Here is an 18,474-nt window from a genome sequence, read left to right as displayed (position 1 = left end):
GGAGCGAAGCGCAGTGGAGGGACCTCTTCATCAGTCGCGCATCGCACAGAACAGGTCCCTCCACTGCGCCTCGCTTCGCGAGGCTCCGGTCGGGACGACGGTAGACATGCATCTCGCCGAGAAGGCCGGTCTGTGGGATGACGACCGCAAGACCGCGGCGCGCGAGGTCGAGCGCCGCATCCATGCCGGCGAGCTCACCGTGGTGCGGCTCTCCTTCGCCGATCAGCACGGCATCCTGCGCGGCAAAACCCTGACCGCAGGCGAGGTCGGCACGGCGATCACCGGCGGCGTCGGCTTCACCACGACGATGCTGCTCAAGGACACCTCGCACCGCACGGTGTTCCCGGTGTGGGGCGCGGGCGGCGCGTTCGGCTCCCACGAATGGGAGGGCGCGGCGGATTGCATGATGCTGCCCGACCCGTCGACCTTCCGCGTGCTGCCGTGGGCGCCGCATACCGGCTGGATGCTGTGCGACATCGTCTTCGCCGACGGCCGGCCGATGCCGATCAGCACCCGCACGGTCTATCGCCAGGCGCTGTCGTCGCTCAAGGACGCGGGCTACGCATTCTTCGCCGGTCTCGAGGTCGAGTTCCATCTGTTCAAGCTGGAGAAGACGAGCCTCGGCTTCGGCGATGCGGCACAGCCCGGCCAGCCCGGGACGCCACCCGAGGTCTCGCTGCTCAACCAGGGCTACCAGTACCTGACCGAGTCCCGTTACGACGAGATGGACCCGATCCTGGAGATCCTGCACACCAACATCGCGGGCCTCGCCCTGCCCTTGCGTTCTCTCGAGGTGGAGTTCGGACCGAGCCAGGTCGAGTTCACCTTCCGCGCCGGCACGGGCCTGGCGCCGGCCGACGACATGGTGCTGTTCAGGAGCGCCACCAAGCAGATCGCCCAGCGCAACGGCTATCACGCGACCTTCATGTGCCGACCGAAGGTACCGAACGTCATGTCGAGCGGCTGGCATCTGCACCAGTCGCTCAAGGACAAGGCCGGCAACAACGCCTTCGCCGATCCCAACGAGCCGTTGTCCGCGGTCGGCAAGCACTGGATGGCGGGCCTGCTGGAGCACGCCCGTGCCGCGGCCGCCTTCTCGACGCCGACGCTGAACGGCTACAAGCGCTACCGCCCCTTCTCGCTCGCGCCGGACCGTGCGATCTGGGGCCGCGACAATCGCGGCGTCATGGTGCGCGTGCTGGGTTCGCCGGGCGACAAGGCGAGTCATCTCGAGAACCGGGTCGGCGAGCCGGCAGCGAATCCCTACCTCTACATGGCGAGCCAGGTCGTGGCCGGCCTCGACGGGCTCATGCGCAAGGCCGATCCCGGCCGCTCGGCCGACACGCCCTATGAGGCCAAGGCGCCGATGCTGCCGCGGTCGCTCGACGAGGCGCTGGCGGCATTGCGCGAGGACAAGGTGTTGCGCGCGGGCTTCGGCGATTTCTTCGTCGATTACTACCTCAAGCTCAAGCAGGCCGAGATCGACCGCTTCAATGCGGAGGTCAGCGACTGGGAGCAGCGCGAATACTTCTCCACTTTCTAGAATAGTCGATCGCACCGGCCGCTGCGGCGCGAAGGACAAGCACGGCGCCAAGCAGCGTGCAAGGCCAGGCGATCAATCCGTAGCGCCCGGTATTGAGGAAGAAGAGCAAGGGTGGATGTGCGGCAACGATGATTGCCAGCAAAGTCACAGTCGCCGGAGTCCGAATCCGCTTGAACAGCACGAAGGCGAGCAGGAGCGCGAGCGCGGCTGCCCGCAGCCAGACGCACTTGCCCATTCGTCTGTGACGAGATCGCTGAGCCACGACTTCAGATGGCCGACGATGGCCAGCCGTGCGGCGTCGCTCCGGTTCGTTGCAAGGCCGAGCACGACTCGCCTCGAGAAGAGCCAATTGTGCAGCGCCGCGGTCCCGAGGAAGGCGAAGCCGGCGGCCACGACCGCCAGACGCGAAGGCCGCAGGACCGGCCGCAAGTGCCAAAGGCTGCAGACCATCACTGCCCCTGCGGCCAGCCCGAAGTTGGCGCGCAGGAATACGGCGACGGAGACCAGAATCCCCGGCACGACCAGAGCGCCGAAGGTCGGCACGATCCTGCCGTCCGCGAGGCGGACCAGGATCGCGCTGCCGGTCAGGAAGGCGAGCGCCGCGGCGCCGTCGGCCCAGTGGCCGAAATAGACGTGCAGCCAGATGTCGAGGTCGAGCAGGAACGGCTGGGTGAGAAGCTTCGGGCCGCACAGGAATGCCGCGCATAGAACCAGCGCGGTGGCCGCATTCGCAAAGGTGGCGATGAAATAGAAAAGGCCGACGACCGTGAGGGAGGCAAAAAGGATCGGACCGAATTCGGAATCGCCGAAAATCGCCAGCGTCGTCGCCTCCAGGTAGCGCATTCCCGGCATATAGACATAGACGTCCTCGCTTCCTCTCAGCGCCTCCTTGACGTCGCCGCGCCTTGCATCCCACAGCACCGACCGGGCGAAGGCGACGTGGCGATAGCCGTCCATGTCGATCGGCAGCACCCGGTATTTGCGGAAATTCGACGCGCTCGCCGGATTCGCGGATCCTTCGCTAAAGCGCGGAGGTTACTCCGCGCGACTCAGGATGACAGACGTCCCATCACCGCTTCCGTCTCCTTCACCAGGGTCGCGATCAAGTCCGCCGCCGGCATCTCGCGGGCGAAGGTCGGCGCCTGACCGCTCCACAGCGGCGTGAAGTCGGAAGATCCCCTGGCCTCGCCCGCAGCGCGCATCGGCTGGCTGGCGCCGGCCGCCAGCGGGAACTGCGGCGCCTCGGGACACATCGGCCCGACCTCGCGGACGTAGCGGTTGACGATGCCGCGCGCCGGCCGGCCGGTGAAGACGTTGGTCAGCGTCGTGCTGTTGTCGTGTGCCTGCTTCAGCGCCGCGCGGTGCAGCGCCGAGGTCTTGGCCTCGGGCGTCAGCAGGAAAGCCGTGCCGATCTGCACGCCGGCCGCGCCCAGCGCCAACGCCGCCACGATGCCGCGGCCGTCGCCGATGCCGCCGGCGGCGATCACCGGCACCTTCACCGCATCGACGACCTGCGGCACCAGCGCCATCGTGCCGGCCTGCCGCGAGATGTCGTCGTTCAGGAACATGCCGCGATGGCCGCCCGCCTCGTTGCCCTGGGCGATCACCACGTCGCAGCCGTGGTCCTCCAGCCAGCGCGCCTCCTCCGCCGAGGTCGCCGAGCTGGTCACCAGGAGGCCGGCATCCTTCACGCGCTTCAGCAGCGCCGGATCGGGCATGCCGAAATGGAAGCTCACGAGCCTGGGCTTGAACTCCAGCACGACATCACACATCGCCGCCGAGAACGGCGCGCGGGTCGGCGCATTGCGGCCGGCATCCGCCGCCAGGCCGAGCTCGCCATAGTAGGCCTCGAGTCGCTTGCGCCACCCCGTCTCGCGCTTGTCGTCGGGAACGGGATCGTCGTGGACGAAGAAGTTGACGTTGATCGGCCGGGCCGTGCCCTGCTTCACGATCTGCAGCTCGCCGCGCAGCGTCTCGGGCGTCAGCATGGCGGCAGGGATCGAGCCCAGGGCGCCTGCCTCCGACGCCGCGATCGCCATCTGCGGCGAGACGGCACCCGCCATCGGGGCCTGGAGGATCGGATGCTCGATGCCGAACAGGTCGAGCAGACGTCGGTCGTTCCACTTCATCGGACGCTCCTTGGTTCACGGCAAGGATAGGGCGCTGCGACCATCGCAAATAGTGATTTATATCGATCACGCCCATCGGTAAATTCGATGGCATGGACACGAGAGACATCGCCACCTTCGCGACCGTCGCACGGCTGGGCGGCATGGGCCGCGCCGCCCGCGCGCTGAACACCGTTCAGTCCAACGTCACCCAGCGTGTGCGGCGGCTGGAAGAGACGCTGGGGGTGGCGCTGTTCGAGCGCAGCCGTTCGGGCGCCCGGCTCACCGCCGCCGGCGCGCGGCTGATGCCCTACGCCGACCGGCTCGATGCCTTGCTCGAGGAGGCGGGCCGGGCCGCGCGCGACGACGGCGCGCCGCGCGGCATCCTGGCGGTCGGCGCGCTGGAGACGACGGCGGCGCTGCGCCTGTCGCCCCTGCTCGCCTCCTACGTCGCCGCCCATCCGAAGGTCGACCTGGTGCTGCGCACCGGCACCACCGCGGAGCTGATCGAGCGCGTGCTGGCGCGCGAGCTTGAAGGCGCCTTCGTCTGCGGCCCGGTCGCCCACGCCGATCTCGCGGCGACGCCGCTCTTCGAGGAAGAGCTCGCCCTGCTGAGCGCGCCGGCACATCGCTCCGTTGCGGAGCTGCTGCGCCAGCCCGACCTGCGGTTGATCATCCTGCGCGCCGGTTGCTCCTATCGCCAGCGGCTGGAAGAGCTGCTGGCGCGGCGCGGCATCGTCGGCCTGCGTCGCCTGGAGTTCGGCACGCTCGAGGCGATCCTCGGCGCGGTCGCCGCGGGCCTCGGCATCACGCTGATGCCGCGCACGCTCGTCGGTCCCGGCTGGCGCGGCGGACGCATCGCCGTCCATCGCCTGCCCAAGGCCGAGGCGCGGGTCCAGACGCTGTTCGTGCGGCGGCGCGACATGCTGTGCTCGAGTGCGTTGCTGGCGTTCCAGAAGCACGTCAGCAAAGGCAAAACCCGATGATGCATTTCGAGGTGGCCGATCTCCACGGCAACATGCTCTCCTTCGGAATGGAAACCCCGAAGACCTGAAGGATCACGACATGGAGCTCTGGCAGTACGACGCGACCGAAACAGCGCGCCTCATCCGCACGGGCCGCGCCTCGGCCCGGGAGGCGGTCGATTCGGTGCTGGGCCGCCTGCACAAGGTCAATCTGGCGATCAACGCCGTGGTGCGCGTCTACGAGGACGAAGCGCGCGCCGCCGCCGAGACCGCCGATGCCGCGCGCGCCCGCGGCCATGCATTGCCGCCGCTACACGGCGTGCCGGTGACCATCAAGATCAACGTCGATGTCGCCGGCAAGCCGACCGACAACGGCGTCATTCCGCTCAAGGACTTCGTGGCCAAGGAGGACAGCCCGGTCGTCGCCAACCTGCGCAATGCCGGCGCCATCATCATCGGCCGCACCAATGCGCCGGCCTTCTCGATGCGCATCTTCAGCGACAACGCCCTGCACGGCCGCACGCTCAATCCGCTCGATCCGACGGTGACGCCCGGCGGCTCGAGCGGCGGCGCGGGTGCCGCGACCGCAGTCGGCATCGGCTGCATCGCGCACGGCAACGACATCGGCGGCTCGGTGCGCATTCCCGCCTATTGCAACGGCGTGGTCGGTCTGCGCACCGGCTTCGCGCGTATCCCCTCCTACAACGCGACCGCGGCCAATGCCGGCCGGCCGATCGGCGCCGTCCTGATGGCGGTGCAGGGTCCGCACACCCGCACGGTGCGCGACGCGCGGCTGGCGCTCGAGGTGATGGCCCGGGGCGACACCCGCGACTGGCGCTGGAACGACGTGCCGATGCGCGGGCACCCGCCGGCCCGGCCGATCAAGGTCGCGCTGGTGCCGGAGTTCCCCGGCTGCACGACGCATCCGGCCCAGGCCGCGGCGGTGCGCGCGGCCGGCAAGCATCTGCAGGCGGCGGGCTATGTCTGCGAGGAGGTGCTGCCGCCCGACCTCGAGCGCGGCGTCGAGCTGTGGCACGCCATCATCGCCACCGAATCGCATCACGGCCTGTGGCCCAACATGCAGAAGATGGGCGATCCCGACGGCATCGCGGCGATGCGGGCGTGGCTCGACCTCCACAAGCCGGTCGATCTCGCGGCTTACCTCGGCGCGCTGACCGAGCGCGAGGGCGTGCTGTTCCGGTGGATGGGCTTCCTGCAGCAATGGCCTCTCGTGATCCTGCCGACCTTGGCTGACCTGCCGCCCAAGCAGGTGGCCGACACGACGGTCGAAGGCCAGCGCGCGATCTTCGATTCCATGCGCCCGACCCTGATGGCGCCGTAGCTCGGCCTGCCGGGCCTCGCCGTGCCGGTCGGCCGCAGCGGCAAGCTGCGCACCGGCGTTCAGATCATGGCGATGCGCAACCGCGAGGACCTCTGCTTCGACGCCGGTGAGGTCATCGAGGCGGCCGAGGGCGTGGTGACGCCAGTGGACCCGGCAAAGGCCTAGCCGCGCGCCGGCAGCGAAACGCCGGCGCCGCGCAGCTTCTGCTCCAGCACCGGGATGCCGGCGGCCGTGTTGCCGGCGCGGCACTGCTCGACGGCGACCTGGCCGTCGAGGCTACCGGTGTTGGGACTGTGGCTGCCGACCTTCACGACGTAGCGGTAGTAGTCGCGGATCAGCGAGTTGCAGTAGGCCGTGTCGGCGGACTGCGCCATGGCCGAGACGGGGAGTGACGCCGCGAGCAGCAGCGCCAGCAAACGGATGGTGATCATGATGGCCTCCTGCGCTCTATACGCACGGCTGGCGATGCACGATCACTTGATCACTTCACGGAAAATGCAGTTCTCGACGCCCGATCCCGACACCGCCGCCTTCGACGACCATTGCCACAGCGGCGTCCAGTAGGCGGCGCTGATCTCCCGCGCCGCCTTCGGATCGTCGACGATGTAGCCGAATTCCTGCAGGTTCACCGGGTACATGTTGTCCGAGCCGATATAGAAGGTGCGGCCGTCGACCATCCAGAACTTGGCGTGGTTGGCGATCGGCACGCCGCCCGGCCAGCTCGCCTCCGGCCCGAAACGATAGGGCGCGAGATGGACGTGCTCGCACAGCAGCGCGTTCACCGGATCGGGACCGCGACGGATCTCCCAGCGCGACAGCGGATCGCGCGCCTCGACGCGGCGCTCCACCTCGCGACGCAGATGGCGGGCGAGCTGCTGCAATGTCACGTCGTTGGAATAGGTGCTGCCGCTCCTGCCCTTGGCGCCGAGGTTGGAGAGCACGATGTAGATGTCGCCCTGGCCGCGGCGCAGGAAGTCGATCAGCCGGTCGATCGTGCTGTCGGGGAACAGCACGTCGGCGCGGCCGAGGCCGAAGCCGAGATCCTGCTGCACGATGCGGATCTCGTGTCGCGCCGCCGCCAGCATCATGTCGCGCGCGACGTCGCTCTGGTTGGCGAAGTCCTTGGTGATCCCGGCGCCTAGCCGGCCGACGGCGAGGATCGGCACCCCGTCTCTTCCCGCGATCGCCGGCAGCGGCGTCGGTGACGGGCAGCGGCCGCTGCTGCCGGCAAGCGCGATCGGGTCCTTCTTGCCCGTATTGGCGCAGACGTACTGCCAGAGCCGGTCGATGTAACGTACGGCGCTCGCTGCGGCCGGCCCCTGCAGGCGCATCGACAGATCGCCGACCGGCGAGGCGTGCAGGTAGTCCTTCGCCCACAGGTTATGGCCGCCGACCAGCGCCTCGCGGCCGTCGACGGCGACGATCTTGGCGTGGTTCCAGGAATAGCTGTCGCAATCCTCCGTCGCGACGCACGAGCGGAAGGCCGCGACGCTGAGATCGATGCGTGTCGTGTCGATGCCCTCGCTGAGCGCCTTGAGGAAGGCCGGCACGTCGACATTGTCGGGCGGGTACTGGCCGAGGATCACGCGCACCGTGATCGGCCGGCTTCGACTTGCCAGCGACTGAAGGGCGCTCCGCAACGCTTCCAGGAACGGCCCGTCGGGCGAGGGCTGCAGCAGCGCGATGTCGACCCGGCGCTGCGCCGAGGCGACCAGGTCGTGCACCAGTCGCACCAGGCTGTCGGAATGGCCCGGCGGCAGATCGCTCGCCTTGCGGCCCCACATATCGTCCGGCGTGTGCACGATCCAGTCGCCGCCGAGACGGTTGCCGCGCGTCAGGTCGTAGGTGATGCCGGCGTAGGCGCCGGTCGGATCGCTCTTCGCCAGCTCGGCACGCAGCTGCTCGACCACGGGCACACCGGACGAAAGATCGGGCGGCCGGATGCCGCGGTCGCGGATGACGGTCGCCACCGCCGTCGAATCCGTCAGCGCTCCGGCATAGCGGCCGGCGAGATGCCGCGATATGGCGCTGTTGGGCAGGTTGCCGCCGCACGAGGCAAGCACCGTCGCCAGTGCCGCAACGATCAGAAGCCGAAGAGACATGGACAGTGCGGTCATCCCCTCCCAAACTGCGGCGCGACGAGAAACGCAAGAGAAGGCTTGAGGTTTCATCACAATGAGCAAGGCATCGCACGAGATCGGCTGGATTGGCCTGGGTCGCATGGGTGAAGCCATGGCCGCGCGCCTGATCAAGGCCGGCCACAAGCTCTCGGTCTGGAACCGCACGGCATCGAAAGCCGATCCCCTCGCCCAGATCGGTGCCGAGGTCGTCATCGACAAGACCGCGATGGCCCACTGCGCTACCGTCTTCACCATGGTGTCCACGACGGACGACCTGAAGGAGATCCTGTTCGGTTCCGGCGGCGTGCTGGCCGGCAAGGCGCGGCCCAAGCGCGTGGTCGACATGTCGTCGATTTCCGACACCGGCTCGGCCGACATCCGCAAGGAACTGACCAAGGCCGGCGTCGCCTATCTCAGCGCACCGGTTTCGGGCAACGCCAAGGTGGCGAAGGCCGGCAAGCTGCTGGTCGTCGCTTCGGGCCCGAAGGCCGAGTACGACGCAGTGCAGCCGCTGCTGGCAGCGCTCGGGCGGGCGGCGATGTATGTCGGCGAGGGCGAGCTCTCGCGCATCTGGAAGATCGCGCACAACACCATGTTCGGCGTCATCATCCATTCCCTGTGCGAGATCACGCTGATGGCCGAGAAAGCCGGCATCCCGCGCCACGTCTTCCTCGCCTCGATCAACGACAGCGTGCTCGGCTCGATGTACACCCGCTACAAGACGCCGGCGCTGGTCAACCTCGATTTCACCACCACCTTCACGCCCAAGCTGCTGCTCAAGGACCTGGAGCTCGGCATGGGGGCGGCCAAGGCGCAGGGCGTGACGATGCCGACCGCATCGGCAACGCGGGAGAGCCTGCAGTCGCTCGCCAACCAGTACCCGGGTGACATCGACTTCTCCGTGCTGCTGCTCGAGCTGGCGCGCGCCGCCGGCATGAAGCTCGAGCCGGAGAACGTGAAGGTCGGCGACGGGCTCTGACCATGGCGCTGCTCCTGCTGCGCTCCGGCATCGTCGTCACGCAGGATGCGGCGCATGGCGTGCTGCCGGCCGGCGATGTGCTGGTCGAGGGCGATCGCATCGCCGCGATAGCACCGCGACTCGAGGCGCCGAACGCCGAGGTCGTCGACTGCAGCGGCCACTTCGTGCTGCCGGGCCTGATCAACGCCCACATGCATACCTGGCAGACCGCGCTGCGCTCGGTCGCCGCCAACTGGACGCTGCTCGAGTACTTCCGCCACGTCCATGCCGGCCTCGCGACGGTCTTCGTGCCCGAGGACGTCCACATCGCGACGCTGGCCGGCGCGCTAAACCAGCTCGACCACGGCGTCACGACGCTGGTCGATTGGGCGCACAACAACCCGACGCCGGCCCATACCGACGCAGGCGTCGAGGCGCTGCAGCAGAGCGGTATCCGCGCCGCCTTCTTCCACGGCTCGCCCAAGCCCGATCCCAAGCCCGGCGAGCCGCACTTCTCCGAGGTCCCCCACCCGCGGTCCGAGATCGAGCGTCTGATGAAGGGCCCGCTGTCCGACCGCAACGCCCTGGTGATCCTCGGCATGGCGGTGCTGGGCCCACACTACTCGACGCTCGAGGTGAGCGCGCACGACTTCGCGCTGGCGAAGGAGCTGGGGCTGATCGCGTCGATGCACCAGGGCGGCGGCGAGGCCAGAACTCCCGGCGGCTGGGAGGCGCTGATGGCGCAGGGGCTGGTCGGACCGCACATCAACGTGGTGCACGGCAACAACCTCACCGACGCGCAGCTCAAGGCGTTCGTCGAAGCCGGCGTCACCTTCTCGATCACGCCGGAGAACGAGATGGCGCAGGGGCACGGCCATCCGATCACCGGCCGGCTGCGGGCGCTGGGTGCGGCGCCGTCGATCGGCGTCGACCTCGAATCGGCGATCGCCGGCGACATGTTCACCGTCGCGCGCATGGCGCTCGCCAGCCAGCGCGCGCTCGACAATGCGGCGGAGCGGGCGAAGAGCGGCGGCATCCCCGGCACTTCGACGATCCCGGTGCGCGAGGCGCTCGACTGGATGACCACGCGCGGCGCGGCGATGCTCGGCATGGGCGACCGCATCGGCAGCCTGGCGCCGGGCAAGCAGGCCGACATCGCCATCATGTCGCTCGGGCCGCTCGCCATGTGGCCGGTGCACGACGCGGTGGCAACCGTGGTCATGCAGGGCAGCGGCGCGCGGATGCGCGACGTGCTGGTCGCCGGCCGCTTCGCCAAGCGCGACGGCAAGCTGCTGCGCGCCGACCTGGCCGCCATCCGCACCAAACTCGCCGCCTCGGGCGAACGCATCCTGGGGCGCTTGAACGTGCCCAGCATCAGCCGCCAAGTTGCCGCCGAATGAAGAAACAACGGGAGGAAACCAATGCGTCTCTTGATTGCTGCGCTCACCGCGGCATTGGCAAGCACGACCATCGCCCGGGCGCAGACCTGGCCCGAAAAGCCGGTCCACGTCATCGTCGCCTTCACGCCCGGCAGCGCGACCGACGTGATCGCGCGCTCTCTGTCCAATGAGCTGTCGGCCAAGCTCGGCCAGCCGGTGATCGTCGAGAACAAGCCCGGCGCGGGCGGTACCATCGCCGCCGGCCTGGTCGCCAAGGCGGCACCCGACGGCTACACGCTGCTGGTCAACTCGTCCGGCCACACGGTCAGTCCGTGGATCTACGCCAACCTGTCCTACGACACGGCCAAGGACCTCCGGGGCGTCAGCCTGCTCGCTCGCCAGCCCAACATCATGGTGGCTTCGCCCGACAAGGGCTGGAAGACCGTCAACGATCTCGTCAAGCAGGCCAAGGAGCAGCCGGGCAAGATCTCGTTCGCCTCGGCGGGCGTCGGCAGCGCCACCCACATCAACGGCGAGAAGTTCAAGGTCGCCGCCGGCATCGATGTGCTGCACGTGCCGTACAAAGGCACACCCGAGGCGCTGAACGACGTGATGGGCGGCCGCGTCGAGTACTTCTTCTCGCCGGTCGTCTCTGCCCTCTCGCTGATCCGCGACAAGCGGGTGGTGGCGCTGGCCAACGGCAGCCCGAAGCGCTCCTCGGTGCTGCCCGACCTGCCGACCACCGAAGAGGCCGGCTACAAGAACAGCGGCTACGACTATTGGGCCGGCCTGCTGGCGCCCAACGGCACCCCGCCGGCAGTGATCGACAAGCTCAACAAGGCGGTGATCGAGGCCCTCGCCCTGCCCGAGGTCAAGGAGCGGCTGGCCAAGATCGGCGGCGATCCGTCGCCGACAACGCCCAAGGAGTTCGACGAGCTGGTCGTGCGCGAGCTCGGCGAATATCGCGACCTGGTGAAGGCCGCCGGCATAAAGGCACAGTGATGAGCAACACCCTTCTGCAGACCACCGTCGTCGGTTCCTATCCGCAGCCCGACTGGCTGGTCGATCGTGCGCTGCTGGCCAAGGGCGTGCCGCGCACGCGCCTGCACGAGCTGTGGCGCGTCCAGGACCCGTTCCTGCAGCAGGCGCACGACGACGCCACGCTGCTCGCCATTCGCGACATGGAGCGCGCCGGCATCGACATCATCACCGACGGCGAGATGCGCCGCGAGAGCTACTCCAACCACTTCGCGACCGCGCTGGAGGGCGTCGACAACGACAAGCCGGCGGAGATCGTCAACAACCGCGGCCAGAAGACCGTCGTGCCGCGGGTCGTCGGCGAGATCCGGCGCACGCGGGCCGTCGAGCTGCGCGACATGCAGTTCCTGCGCGCCAACACCGACAAGCAGGCCAAGATCACCCTGCCCGGCCCCTTCACCATGGGCCAGCAGGTGAAGGACGAGTTCTACAAGGACGCCGAGGCGATGTGCATGGACTACGCCGCGGCGGTGAACGAGGAGGCGCGCGAGCTGGTCAAGGCCGGTGCCGACGTGATCCAGCTCGACGAGCCCTGGCTGCGCAACAACCCCGACGAGGCCAAGCGTTACGCCGTCAAGGTGATCAACCGCGCGCTCGAGGGCATCGCCGTGCCGACGGTCGTGCATCTCTGCTTCGGCTATGCCGCGGTCGTCACCGGCCTGAAGCCGACCGGCTACTCCTTCCTGCCGCAGCTCGCCGACACCATCGCCCAGCAGATCTCGATCGAATCGGCGCAGCCCAAGATCGATCTCGGCGTGCTGAAGGACCTCGCCCCCAAGAAGGTGATGCTGGGCGTGATCGACCTCAGCGACCGCGAGGTCGAGACGCCCCAGAAGGTCGTCGAGCGCATCCGCGCCGGGCTGAAGTACCTGCCGCCCGACAAGCTGCTGCCCGCCCCCGACTGCGGCATGAAATACCTGCCGCGCGCCACCGCCTTCGGGAAGCTGAGGGCGCTGGCCGAGGGTGCCGCGATCGTGCGGCGCGAGCTTTAGCTGTCATCCCGAGCGTAGCGAGCGATCCATCCTGGTCCGCATAGATCCCTCGCTACGCTCGGGATGACACTTCCCACGCGCGTGGGAAGCCTCCGATGCCGATGGCGCGGGGCTTTTCAGCGAATCCTGCCGCAACACCCCCACCCCCCAACGGTGCTAGGATACCGCGCCAGGCGGATTACCGGGCGATCGTGGTCCCGGCGGGATCGGAGGTGACGGTGACCGGCGCGCCGTTGCGGATCGCCTTGCCGGTCCATTTGCCGTCGGGCGTCCGGCGCAGGTCGTGGATGTCGCGATAGCCCTGCGACTGCAGCCGCGCGGTCACACCCGCTGCGCCGGCGGCGGCCGCCTGACCGCGGGTCTGCGCGAAAGCCGACGCCGACATCAGGACGAGCGCCGCCGCGAATACTAACCGGGTCATGACGCCAGCTTCCCCTTCAGGACAATGCCGGACCGCACACCGGTCGCCTCGCCGTTCTCGAAGGTGACCGCTCCGTTGACCAGCGTCGCGCGGATGCCCTCAGCCTTCTGCACCAGCCGGCGCGCGCCGCCCGGCAGGTCCTTCTCGACTGTCGGCAGCTGCGGGCGGATGCGGTCCTCCTCGAACAGCACGATGTCGGCCTGGTAGCCCTCGCGCAGCAGGCCGCGGCCCGGCATCTCCCAGGCGACGGCATTGTCGTGGCTCAGCTTCTTGATCGCCTGCTCGAGCGTGAAGGCGCGCCGCTTGCGCACCCAGTAGCTCAGGAAATGGGTCTGCAGCGACGAGCCCATCTCCTGGCAGACGTGCGCGCCCGAATCCGAGAAGGTCGCAAGCGTGCGGTCGTGGCGCAGGATGCCCAGCACATCCTCCGGCGATTCGTTGACCAGCGGCTGCACATAGATCTGGTTGTCGTCGACCAGCGACAGGTCGATCATCACCTCGACCGGATGCTGGCCGCGCCGCTCGGCGAGCTGCTCGACGGTCGGATCGTCCCAGTCGACGCCCTTGAGCGCGAACAGGTTGGCGTAGTCGGGCTTGCGCGGATCGGTGGTTGCCGCCCCGCCGCCCTGGAAGGTCTTGTCGCGCGGCTTCATCGCGCCCTCGGCGGCGACCAGCGCGCGCCGCACCTCGGGATCGCGCAGCCGCCTCTTCTGCTCGTCCAGCGGCAGGGCGCGGATCGGCTTCCACGCCGGCAGCACGTCGAATGGCAGGTAAGACTTGAGCGAGAAGATCGCGTTGATCGAGCGCGTCGTGCCCTGGCCGAACATGCGTCCGCCCGCCGCCACCGTGTCGTCGATGTACTTCGTCTGGTAGTTCCAGGTCGTCGGGTCCTCGCCCTGCTTCGTCGACAGCACGCCGAACATGATCGGCCGCTTTGTCGCCAGCGCGACCTGGCGCAACCGCTCGAGGAAGGCGCGATGACGCGGTCCGCTGCCGATGTCCGGCCCGATCTGGAAGATGCCGGCGTCGAGCTCGGCCATCGCGCCGATGATGCGGTCGATCTCCTCCCACTCCGCCAGCCGGCTGGCGACCGGCGTATCGTCCGGCGTGAGATGGGTCGAGGCGCGCGAGCTCGAGAAGCCGAGCGCGCCGGCCTTCAGCGCCTCCTGCACGGCCCGCGCCATGCGGGTCATGTCGTCATCGGTCGCCGCTTCGCTGAGCGCCCGCTTGCCCATGACGTACATGCGCAGCGCCGAGTGGCCGATATACATGCCGTAGTTGATCGCCTTGGGCAGACGCTCGACGGTCGCGAGATATTCCGGGAAGGTCTCCCAGGTCCAGTCGATGCCCGCGGCCATCGCCTCGGTCGGGATGTCCTCCACCGCCGACAGGCACCGCGCGTACCATTCGCGATCCGAGGGCTTGCAGGGCGCCAGGGCGAAGCCGCAGTTGCTCATCACCACCGAGGTGACGCCGTGCCAGCACGAGCAGCTGCCGATCGGATCCCACGCCACTTGAGCGTCCATGTGGGTGTGGCCGTCGATGAAGCCCGGCGAGACGATCAGCCCGTCGGCATCGAGCGTGCGCGCCGCGGCCGTCGTCACCTTTCCGATCTCGGCGATGCGGCCGTCCTTGATGCCGATGTCGGCGGTGAAGCGCGGCTTGCCCGAACCGTCGACGACGGTGCCACCGCGAATGACCAGGTCCAACGCCATGTTCTCCTCCCGTGGGCTAGGCCGTATACTCCTAAACAGGCGCTAATTCTTAACATTCCCTGGCTTGTGTCCGCCATTCCGTAGGACTATCGCCCCTGCAGGTGTGGTAGGCTCTGCGCCAGGCCCCCGGGCGTGGCCCTAATGTCGTCGGCAGCAGTATGCCCGAATTGGGCGATGGCGTGGCATCCGTTCAGCGTTGGTACATCTGCCGCGCGCACTGACGGAGAACCGACATGGCAACCTGGACTCCTGATCCCAGCTTCTACCCTTCGCCGCGCATGGCGATGAAAGCAGCGCCGGAGAAGCTTGCGTACGTCGCGGCCTTCGATCCGGCACGAACGGTGCCGGACGAGATCGACGTGATTGACGTCGATCCCGCTTCGCAGCGCTATTCGTCCATTATCGGCAAAACGGCGATGCCCAACGCGGGTGATGAGCTGCACCATTTCGGCTGGAATGCCTGCTCCTCGACCCTGTGCCCCAACGCGCCGCACCCGCATATCGAGCGTCGCTATCTCGTGGTGCCAGGCCTGCGCTCCTCGCGCATCCACATCCTCGATACCAAGCCGGACCCGCGCAAACCCGAGATCGTCAAGGTCATCGAGCCGGCCGAGGTCGCCGAGCGGGCCGGCTATACGCGGCCGCATACGGTGCATTGCGGACCGGAAGGCATCTATGTCGCAGCGCTGGGCAACCACGAAGGCAAGGGCCCGGGCGGCATTTTCCTGATGGACCATGAAAGCTTCGACGTGCGCGGCCAGTGGGAGATGGATCGCGGGCCGCAGCATTTCGCCTACGATGCCTGGTGGCATCTCGGACACGACACCATGGTGACCAGCGAGTGGGGCACGCCCGATACGTTCGAGAACGGCCTGATCCCCGAAATGTTGCTGGGCGCCAAGTACGGCAGACGCCTGCACTTCTGGGACCTGCATAAGCGCAAGCACGTGCAGACCATCGATTTCGGCGACAAGTACCAGCTCGTGTTCGAGCTGCGGCCGGCGCATGATCCGACCAAGGCCTACGGCTTCGTCAACTGCGTCGTCAGCCTGGAGGATCTGTCGTCGTCGATCTGGACCTGGTACCGCGATGGCGACAAGTGGGCGGTGAAAAAGGTGATCGAAATTCCTGCCGAGCCCGCCAAGGAGGAAGATCTGCCGCCGGTGCTCAAAGGCTTCAAGGCCTGTCCGCCTCTGGTGACGGATATCGACCTGTCGATGGATGACAAGTTTCTCTACGTCGCCTGCTGGGGCACGGGCGACCTGCAGCAATACGACGTCTCGGATCCCATGAACCCCAAGCTGACCGGCAAGGTGCGCATCGGCGGCATCGTCTCGCGCACCACCCATCCTTCGGGCAGCGGCATGTTGAGCGGCGGTCCGCAGATGGTCGAGATCAGCCGCGACGGCCGGCGAGTCTACTTCACCAACTCGCTCTATGGCGCGATCGACCCACAGTTCTATCCTGACGGCATCGACGGCTGGATGGTCAAGCTCGATGTCGCACCTTCCGGCGGCATCGCCTTCGACCCGAAGTTCTTCGTCAAGTGGCCCAAATCGCACCGCCCGCATCAGGTGCGCCTGGAAGGCGGCGACTGCTCGTCGGATTCGTACTGCTATCCCTAGTTTGGTCGCCGACAACGAACGGCAGCCTGCCACATGAGCGAGATATGGCCCTGGTTGATGCTTGCCGGGCTCGGCGCGTTTCATGGACTCAATCCTGCCATGGGCTGGCTGTTCTCCGTGGCGCTGGGCCTGCATCGCGGCAGCCGTCGCGTCGTTTGGCTGTCGCTGTTGCCGATCGGCCTCGGTCATGCCCTGTCGGTCGCGTCCGTCGCCCTCCTGTTCGTCCTGGCCGGCACCCTGATTGACGGCACGATCGTACGCATCGCCGCCGGCATCACGTTGATCGCATGGGCAATCTACCGCTGGCACTTCAGGTCGCGGCACCGCGTGCGCGTCGGTCTGAAGACCGGCCTTATGGGGCTCGGCCTGTGGTCGTTCCTAATGGCCACGGCACACGGCGCCGGTCTTATGCTGTGGCCCGCACTGATGCCGCTCTGCTTCCCGTCCGGGCGCGCCCCCGATAGCGGTCCGCTGCTGCCCGCCGTCCTGGGCGTCGGCGTGCACACGCTGGCGATCGTCGCGGTCACGGCAACGATCGCAATCACGGTGTACGAGTGGATCGGGGTGGAGATCCTGCGTCGCGCCTGGATCAACCTTGATGCGATCTGGATGCTGGCGCTGGCCACAGCAGGCCTGTGCCTTTTGCCTGGCTGACTGAGGCAGACGTTGCTGCTGCTCCTTCAAACTTCCTAACTCGAAAGCTGGAAGCAGATCGGCTCGTTCGATTCAGCCACCGTTGCATCCTCGGCCACGGTGAAGCGGAATTCCGCCAGCATGCGGTCGCGCTCGAAGAATTGGAAGGTCCAGGCGCCGGACGCCAGCTCCCACGGCTGCTCGAGCGCGTATTCGGTATAGGAAGTCGTGCCGACCGGAAGCTCGACGAAGTTCACGACCATGGATGACGCGCTGCGCGTCGGCGACGCCATCACCGTCGGATAGCGCAGCACCTTCTTCAGCAGGACGCGCTGGCCGGCGACCGGACCCGTCACCTTGTAGCGTACGCCGAAATGCACGCCGATCTTCATCGGCACGACTTCGGTCGTCGCAAGGTGGCAGATGTTGTCGATCACGTTGTGCGTGACGCCCGCGACGTCGCGCTGCTTGTCGACGACGTCGGAGCGGTACAGGCCGTACTGCACGATCTCGACGCCGACCGGCTGCGCGTTCGCCGTCCCGGCGAGGAGGACGACGAACAACGCGAGCCAGCGGACGATCAAAGCCGGTCCTTGCGCTCGACCATCTTCCAGAAGGTGTTCTTGGCGGAGATCTTGCCGCCGCGGAACGTGTAGATGTCGCAGCCTTCGTAGTTCAGGTCCTCGCCGTCGGCGCCCTTGCCCTTCACCGTCCAGACCGAGATCGCCCGGTTGCCGGCGAAGATGTACTCCTTGTGGTCCCAGCGCATGTCCGGGATGACCTTGAAGCGGTCGGCGAGTGCCTTGCGGATCGTCTCCTTGCCGGCGAGCGTGCGGCCGACCGGCTCGGGCCCGCGCGCCAGCCAGAAGGTCGCGTCGTCGGTGAAGAACGAGACGATGCGATCGACATCGCGGCTGTTGAACGCCGCCGAGATCGCCTTCATCAGCTCGGGCGTGGCGGTGTCGCTGCTGTTGGCGGTCGAAGCATCCGGCATGCGCGGTCCTCCTCGTTGGTTGACCAACGATTGCAGGCCGGCCGCCGCGCGGCAACAGAAAGCCCGCCTTGCCGGAGCAAGGCTGGCTTCCCGAAACGCAGACGCTTACTGGGCCGAGACGCGGCCGGCGCGATCCACGGTCACCTGGACCTTGGCATTGCCGCGCATGGCGTCGCCGCGCCACAGGCCGTCGGCGCCCTTCTGCAGGTTCTGGACGCCCTTGTAGCCATCCTGCTCGATTCGCTTCTGGGCAGTCCCGGCCGCGCCGGTCAGACGCTCGGCCGGGGCGTTTGCCATGTTCGTATTGGCGTTCGCGCCCGCACCCATGTTGGTGCCCATGTTGCCGTTCGTCTGGCCGGCCGGCATCTGGGCGTTGGTGTTCATCTGGGTGTTGCTGTTCATCTGGGCGTCACCGCCGGCGGGTGGAGCGGTCATGGTCGCCGCGGCGCCAGCGCCCGCGCCGGCATCGACGCCGCCGGTCGCCGGGGTCGAGACGGTCTGCGCTCCGGCCGTGCCGGCCGCGGCCACGAGGGCGATCGTCAGCAAAGTGCGCTTCATGGGGTTCTCCTCTCCTGTGCTGTGGGCTCCCCCTGCAACGCGCGACGCGGAACGGACGTTCCGGAGCCGCATTCTTGCTTTGC

At 67.8% G+C, this 18,474-nt stretch carries 19 protein-coding genes; 10 read left to right on the top strand and 9 right to left on the bottom strand.

Annotated features, from left to right (window positions below):
- Positions 1 to 106 precede the first annotated feature (106 nt).
- On the top strand, positions 107 to 1,543 hold the full coding sequence (locus tag J0J01_RS09300; protein ID WP_296379995.1) for a glutamine synthetase family protein: 1,437 nt from the start codon (positions 107 to 109) through the stop codon (positions 1,541 to 1,543).
- A gap of 144 nt (positions 1,544 to 1,687) precedes the next feature.
- Here J0J01_RS09300 and J0J01_RS09295 read toward each other — a convergent pair whose 3' ends face one another.
- Positions 1,688 to 2,515, bottom strand: coding sequence for a hypothetical protein (locus J0J01_RS09295; RefSeq protein ID WP_296379994.1), 828 nt, complete (start codon positions 2,513 to 2,515; stop codon positions 1,688 to 1,690).
- Positions 2,516 to 2,592: 77 nt separating this feature from the next.
- Entirely contained in the window at positions 2,593 to 3,672 is a 1,080-nt protein-coding gene (locus tag J0J01_RS09290) for a nitronate monooxygenase (protein WP_296379993.1), read from the bottom strand.
- Between the two features lie 92 nt (positions 3,673 to 3,764).
- Here J0J01_RS09290 and J0J01_RS09285 point away from each other — a divergent pair, with 92 nt between their 5' ends.
- From J0J01_RS09285 to J0J01_RS09275, 3 genes are all read left to right on the top strand, one after another.
- On the top strand, positions 3,765 to 4,637 hold the full coding sequence (locus J0J01_RS09285) for a LysR substrate-binding domain-containing protein (RefSeq protein WP_296379992.1): 873 nt from the start codon (positions 3,765 to 3,767) through the stop codon (positions 4,635 to 4,637).
- Positions 4,638 to 4,716: 79 nt separating this feature from the next.
- Positions 4,717 to 5,958: an amidase gene (locus tag J0J01_RS09280; RefSeq protein WP_296379991.1), complete on the top strand. Its 1,242-nt coding sequence runs from the start codon at positions 4,717 to 4,719 to the stop codon at positions 5,956 to 5,958.
- Positions 5,959 to 5,979: 21 nt separating this feature from the next.
- Entirely contained in the window at positions 5,980 to 6,123 is a 144-nt protein-coding gene (locus J0J01_RS09275) for a hypothetical protein (protein WP_296379990.1), read from the top strand.
- Here the strand turns inward: J0J01_RS09275 and J0J01_RS09270 are convergent.
- The gene (locus J0J01_RS09270; protein ID WP_296379989.1) at positions 6,120 to 6,389 is read right to left on the bottom strand and encodes a hypothetical protein; all 270 of its coding nucleotides are present in this window, start codon (positions 6,387 to 6,389) and stop codon (positions 6,120 to 6,122) included. The genes J0J01_RS09275 and J0J01_RS09270 overlap by 4 nt on opposite strands.
- 42 nt (positions 6,390 to 6,431) lie before the next feature.
- Entirely contained in the window at positions 6,432 to 8,060 is a 1,629-nt protein-coding gene (locus J0J01_RS09265) for a hypothetical protein (protein ID WP_296379988.1), read from the bottom strand.
- A 73-nt stretch (positions 8,061 to 8,133) separates the two neighbouring features.
- Here J0J01_RS09265 and J0J01_RS09260 point away from each other — a divergent pair, with 73 nt between their 5' ends.
- Genes J0J01_RS09260 through J0J01_RS09245 form a run of 4 tightly spaced genes read left to right on the top strand, consistent with a single transcriptional unit; the run spans position 8,134 to position 12,445 of the window.
- A complete protein-coding gene (locus tag J0J01_RS09260; RefSeq protein WP_296379987.1) occupies positions 8,134 to 9,057 on the top strand; it encodes an NAD(P)-dependent oxidoreductase in 924 nt (307 codons plus the stop codon).
- A 2-nt stretch (positions 9,058 to 9,059) separates the two neighbouring features.
- Positions 9,060 to 10,436: an amidohydrolase family protein gene (locus tag J0J01_RS09255; protein ID WP_296379986.1), complete on the top strand. Its 1,377-nt coding sequence runs from the start codon at positions 9,060 to 9,062 to the stop codon at positions 10,434 to 10,436.
- Positions 10,437 to 10,457: 21 nt separating this feature from the next.
- Positions 10,458 to 11,417, top strand: a complete 960-nt coding sequence (locus tag J0J01_RS09250; protein ID WP_296379985.1) for a tripartite tricarboxylate transporter substrate binding protein — start codon at positions 10,458 to 10,460, stop codon at positions 11,415 to 11,417.
- Positions 11,417 to 12,445, top strand: a complete 1,029-nt coding sequence (locus J0J01_RS09245; protein ID WP_296379984.1) for a 5-methyltetrahydropteroyltriglutamate--homocysteine methyltransferase — start codon at positions 11,417 to 11,419, stop codon at positions 12,443 to 12,445. Before J0J01_RS09250 ends, J0J01_RS09245 begins: the two co-directional genes overlap by 1 nt.
- Positions 12,446 to 12,623: 178 nt before the next feature.
- Here the strand turns inward: J0J01_RS09245 and J0J01_RS09240 are convergent, their stop codons facing one another.
- Together J0J01_RS09240 and J0J01_RS09235 are read right to left on the bottom strand one after the other, a co-directional pair.
- Entirely contained in the window at positions 12,624 to 12,866 is a 243-nt protein-coding gene (locus J0J01_RS09240; RefSeq protein WP_296379983.1) for a PepSY domain-containing protein, read from the bottom strand.
- Positions 12,863 to 14,581 carry an amidohydrolase family protein gene (locus tag J0J01_RS09235; protein ID WP_296379982.1) on the bottom strand — a complete coding sequence of 573 codons (1,719 nt, stop codon included), beginning with the start codon at positions 14,579 to 14,581 and terminating at the stop codon, positions 12,863 to 12,865. Before J0J01_RS09235 ends, J0J01_RS09240 begins: the two co-directional genes overlap by 4 nt.
- A gap of 233 nt (positions 14,582 to 14,814) precedes the next feature.
- Here J0J01_RS09235 and J0J01_RS09230 point away from each other — a divergent pair, with 233 nt between their 5' ends.
- The gene (locus J0J01_RS09230) at positions 14,815 to 16,206 is read left to right on the top strand and encodes a selenium-binding family protein (protein WP_296379981.1); all 1,392 of its coding nucleotides are present in this window, start codon (positions 14,815 to 14,817) and stop codon (positions 16,204 to 16,206) included.
- Between the two features lie 57 nt (positions 16,207 to 16,263).
- Positions 16,264 to 16,860, top strand: coding sequence for a hypothetical protein (locus J0J01_RS09225; RefSeq protein ID WP_296379980.1), 597 nt, complete (start codon positions 16,264 to 16,266; stop codon positions 16,858 to 16,860).
- Positions 16,861 to 16,895: 35 nt separating this feature from the next.
- Here the strand turns inward: J0J01_RS09225 and J0J01_RS09220 are convergent, their stop codons facing one another.
- The 3 genes from J0J01_RS09220 to J0J01_RS09210 form a co-directional block, all read right to left on the bottom strand.
- Complete coding sequence (locus J0J01_RS09220) at positions 16,896 to 17,402, bottom strand: DUF3859 domain-containing protein (protein WP_296379979.1); 507 nt, start codon at positions 17,400 to 17,402, stop codon at positions 16,896 to 16,898.
- 17 nt (positions 17,403 to 17,419) lie between these two features.
- Positions 17,420 to 17,833: a nuclear transport factor 2 family protein gene (locus J0J01_RS09215; protein WP_296379978.1), complete on the bottom strand. Its 414-nt coding sequence runs from the start codon at positions 17,831 to 17,833 to the stop codon at positions 17,420 to 17,422.
- Positions 17,834 to 17,938: 105 nt separating this feature from the next.
- Positions 17,939 to 18,391 carry a hypothetical protein gene (locus J0J01_RS09210; RefSeq protein WP_296379977.1) on the bottom strand — a complete coding sequence of 151 codons (453 nt, stop codon included), beginning with the start codon at positions 18,389 to 18,391 and terminating at the stop codon, positions 17,939 to 17,941.
- Between the last annotated feature and the right edge of the window lie 83 nt (positions 18,392 to 18,474).

It is taken from the genome of Reyranella sp. (assembly GCF_017305915.1).
In the GTDB taxonomy this organism is placed as follows: domain Bacteria; phylum Pseudomonadota; class Alphaproteobacteria; order Reyranellales; family Reyranellaceae; genus Reyranella.
Note: the sequence above shows the minus strand (reverse complement) of the source record. Positions and strands in the feature narration are given on the sequence as shown.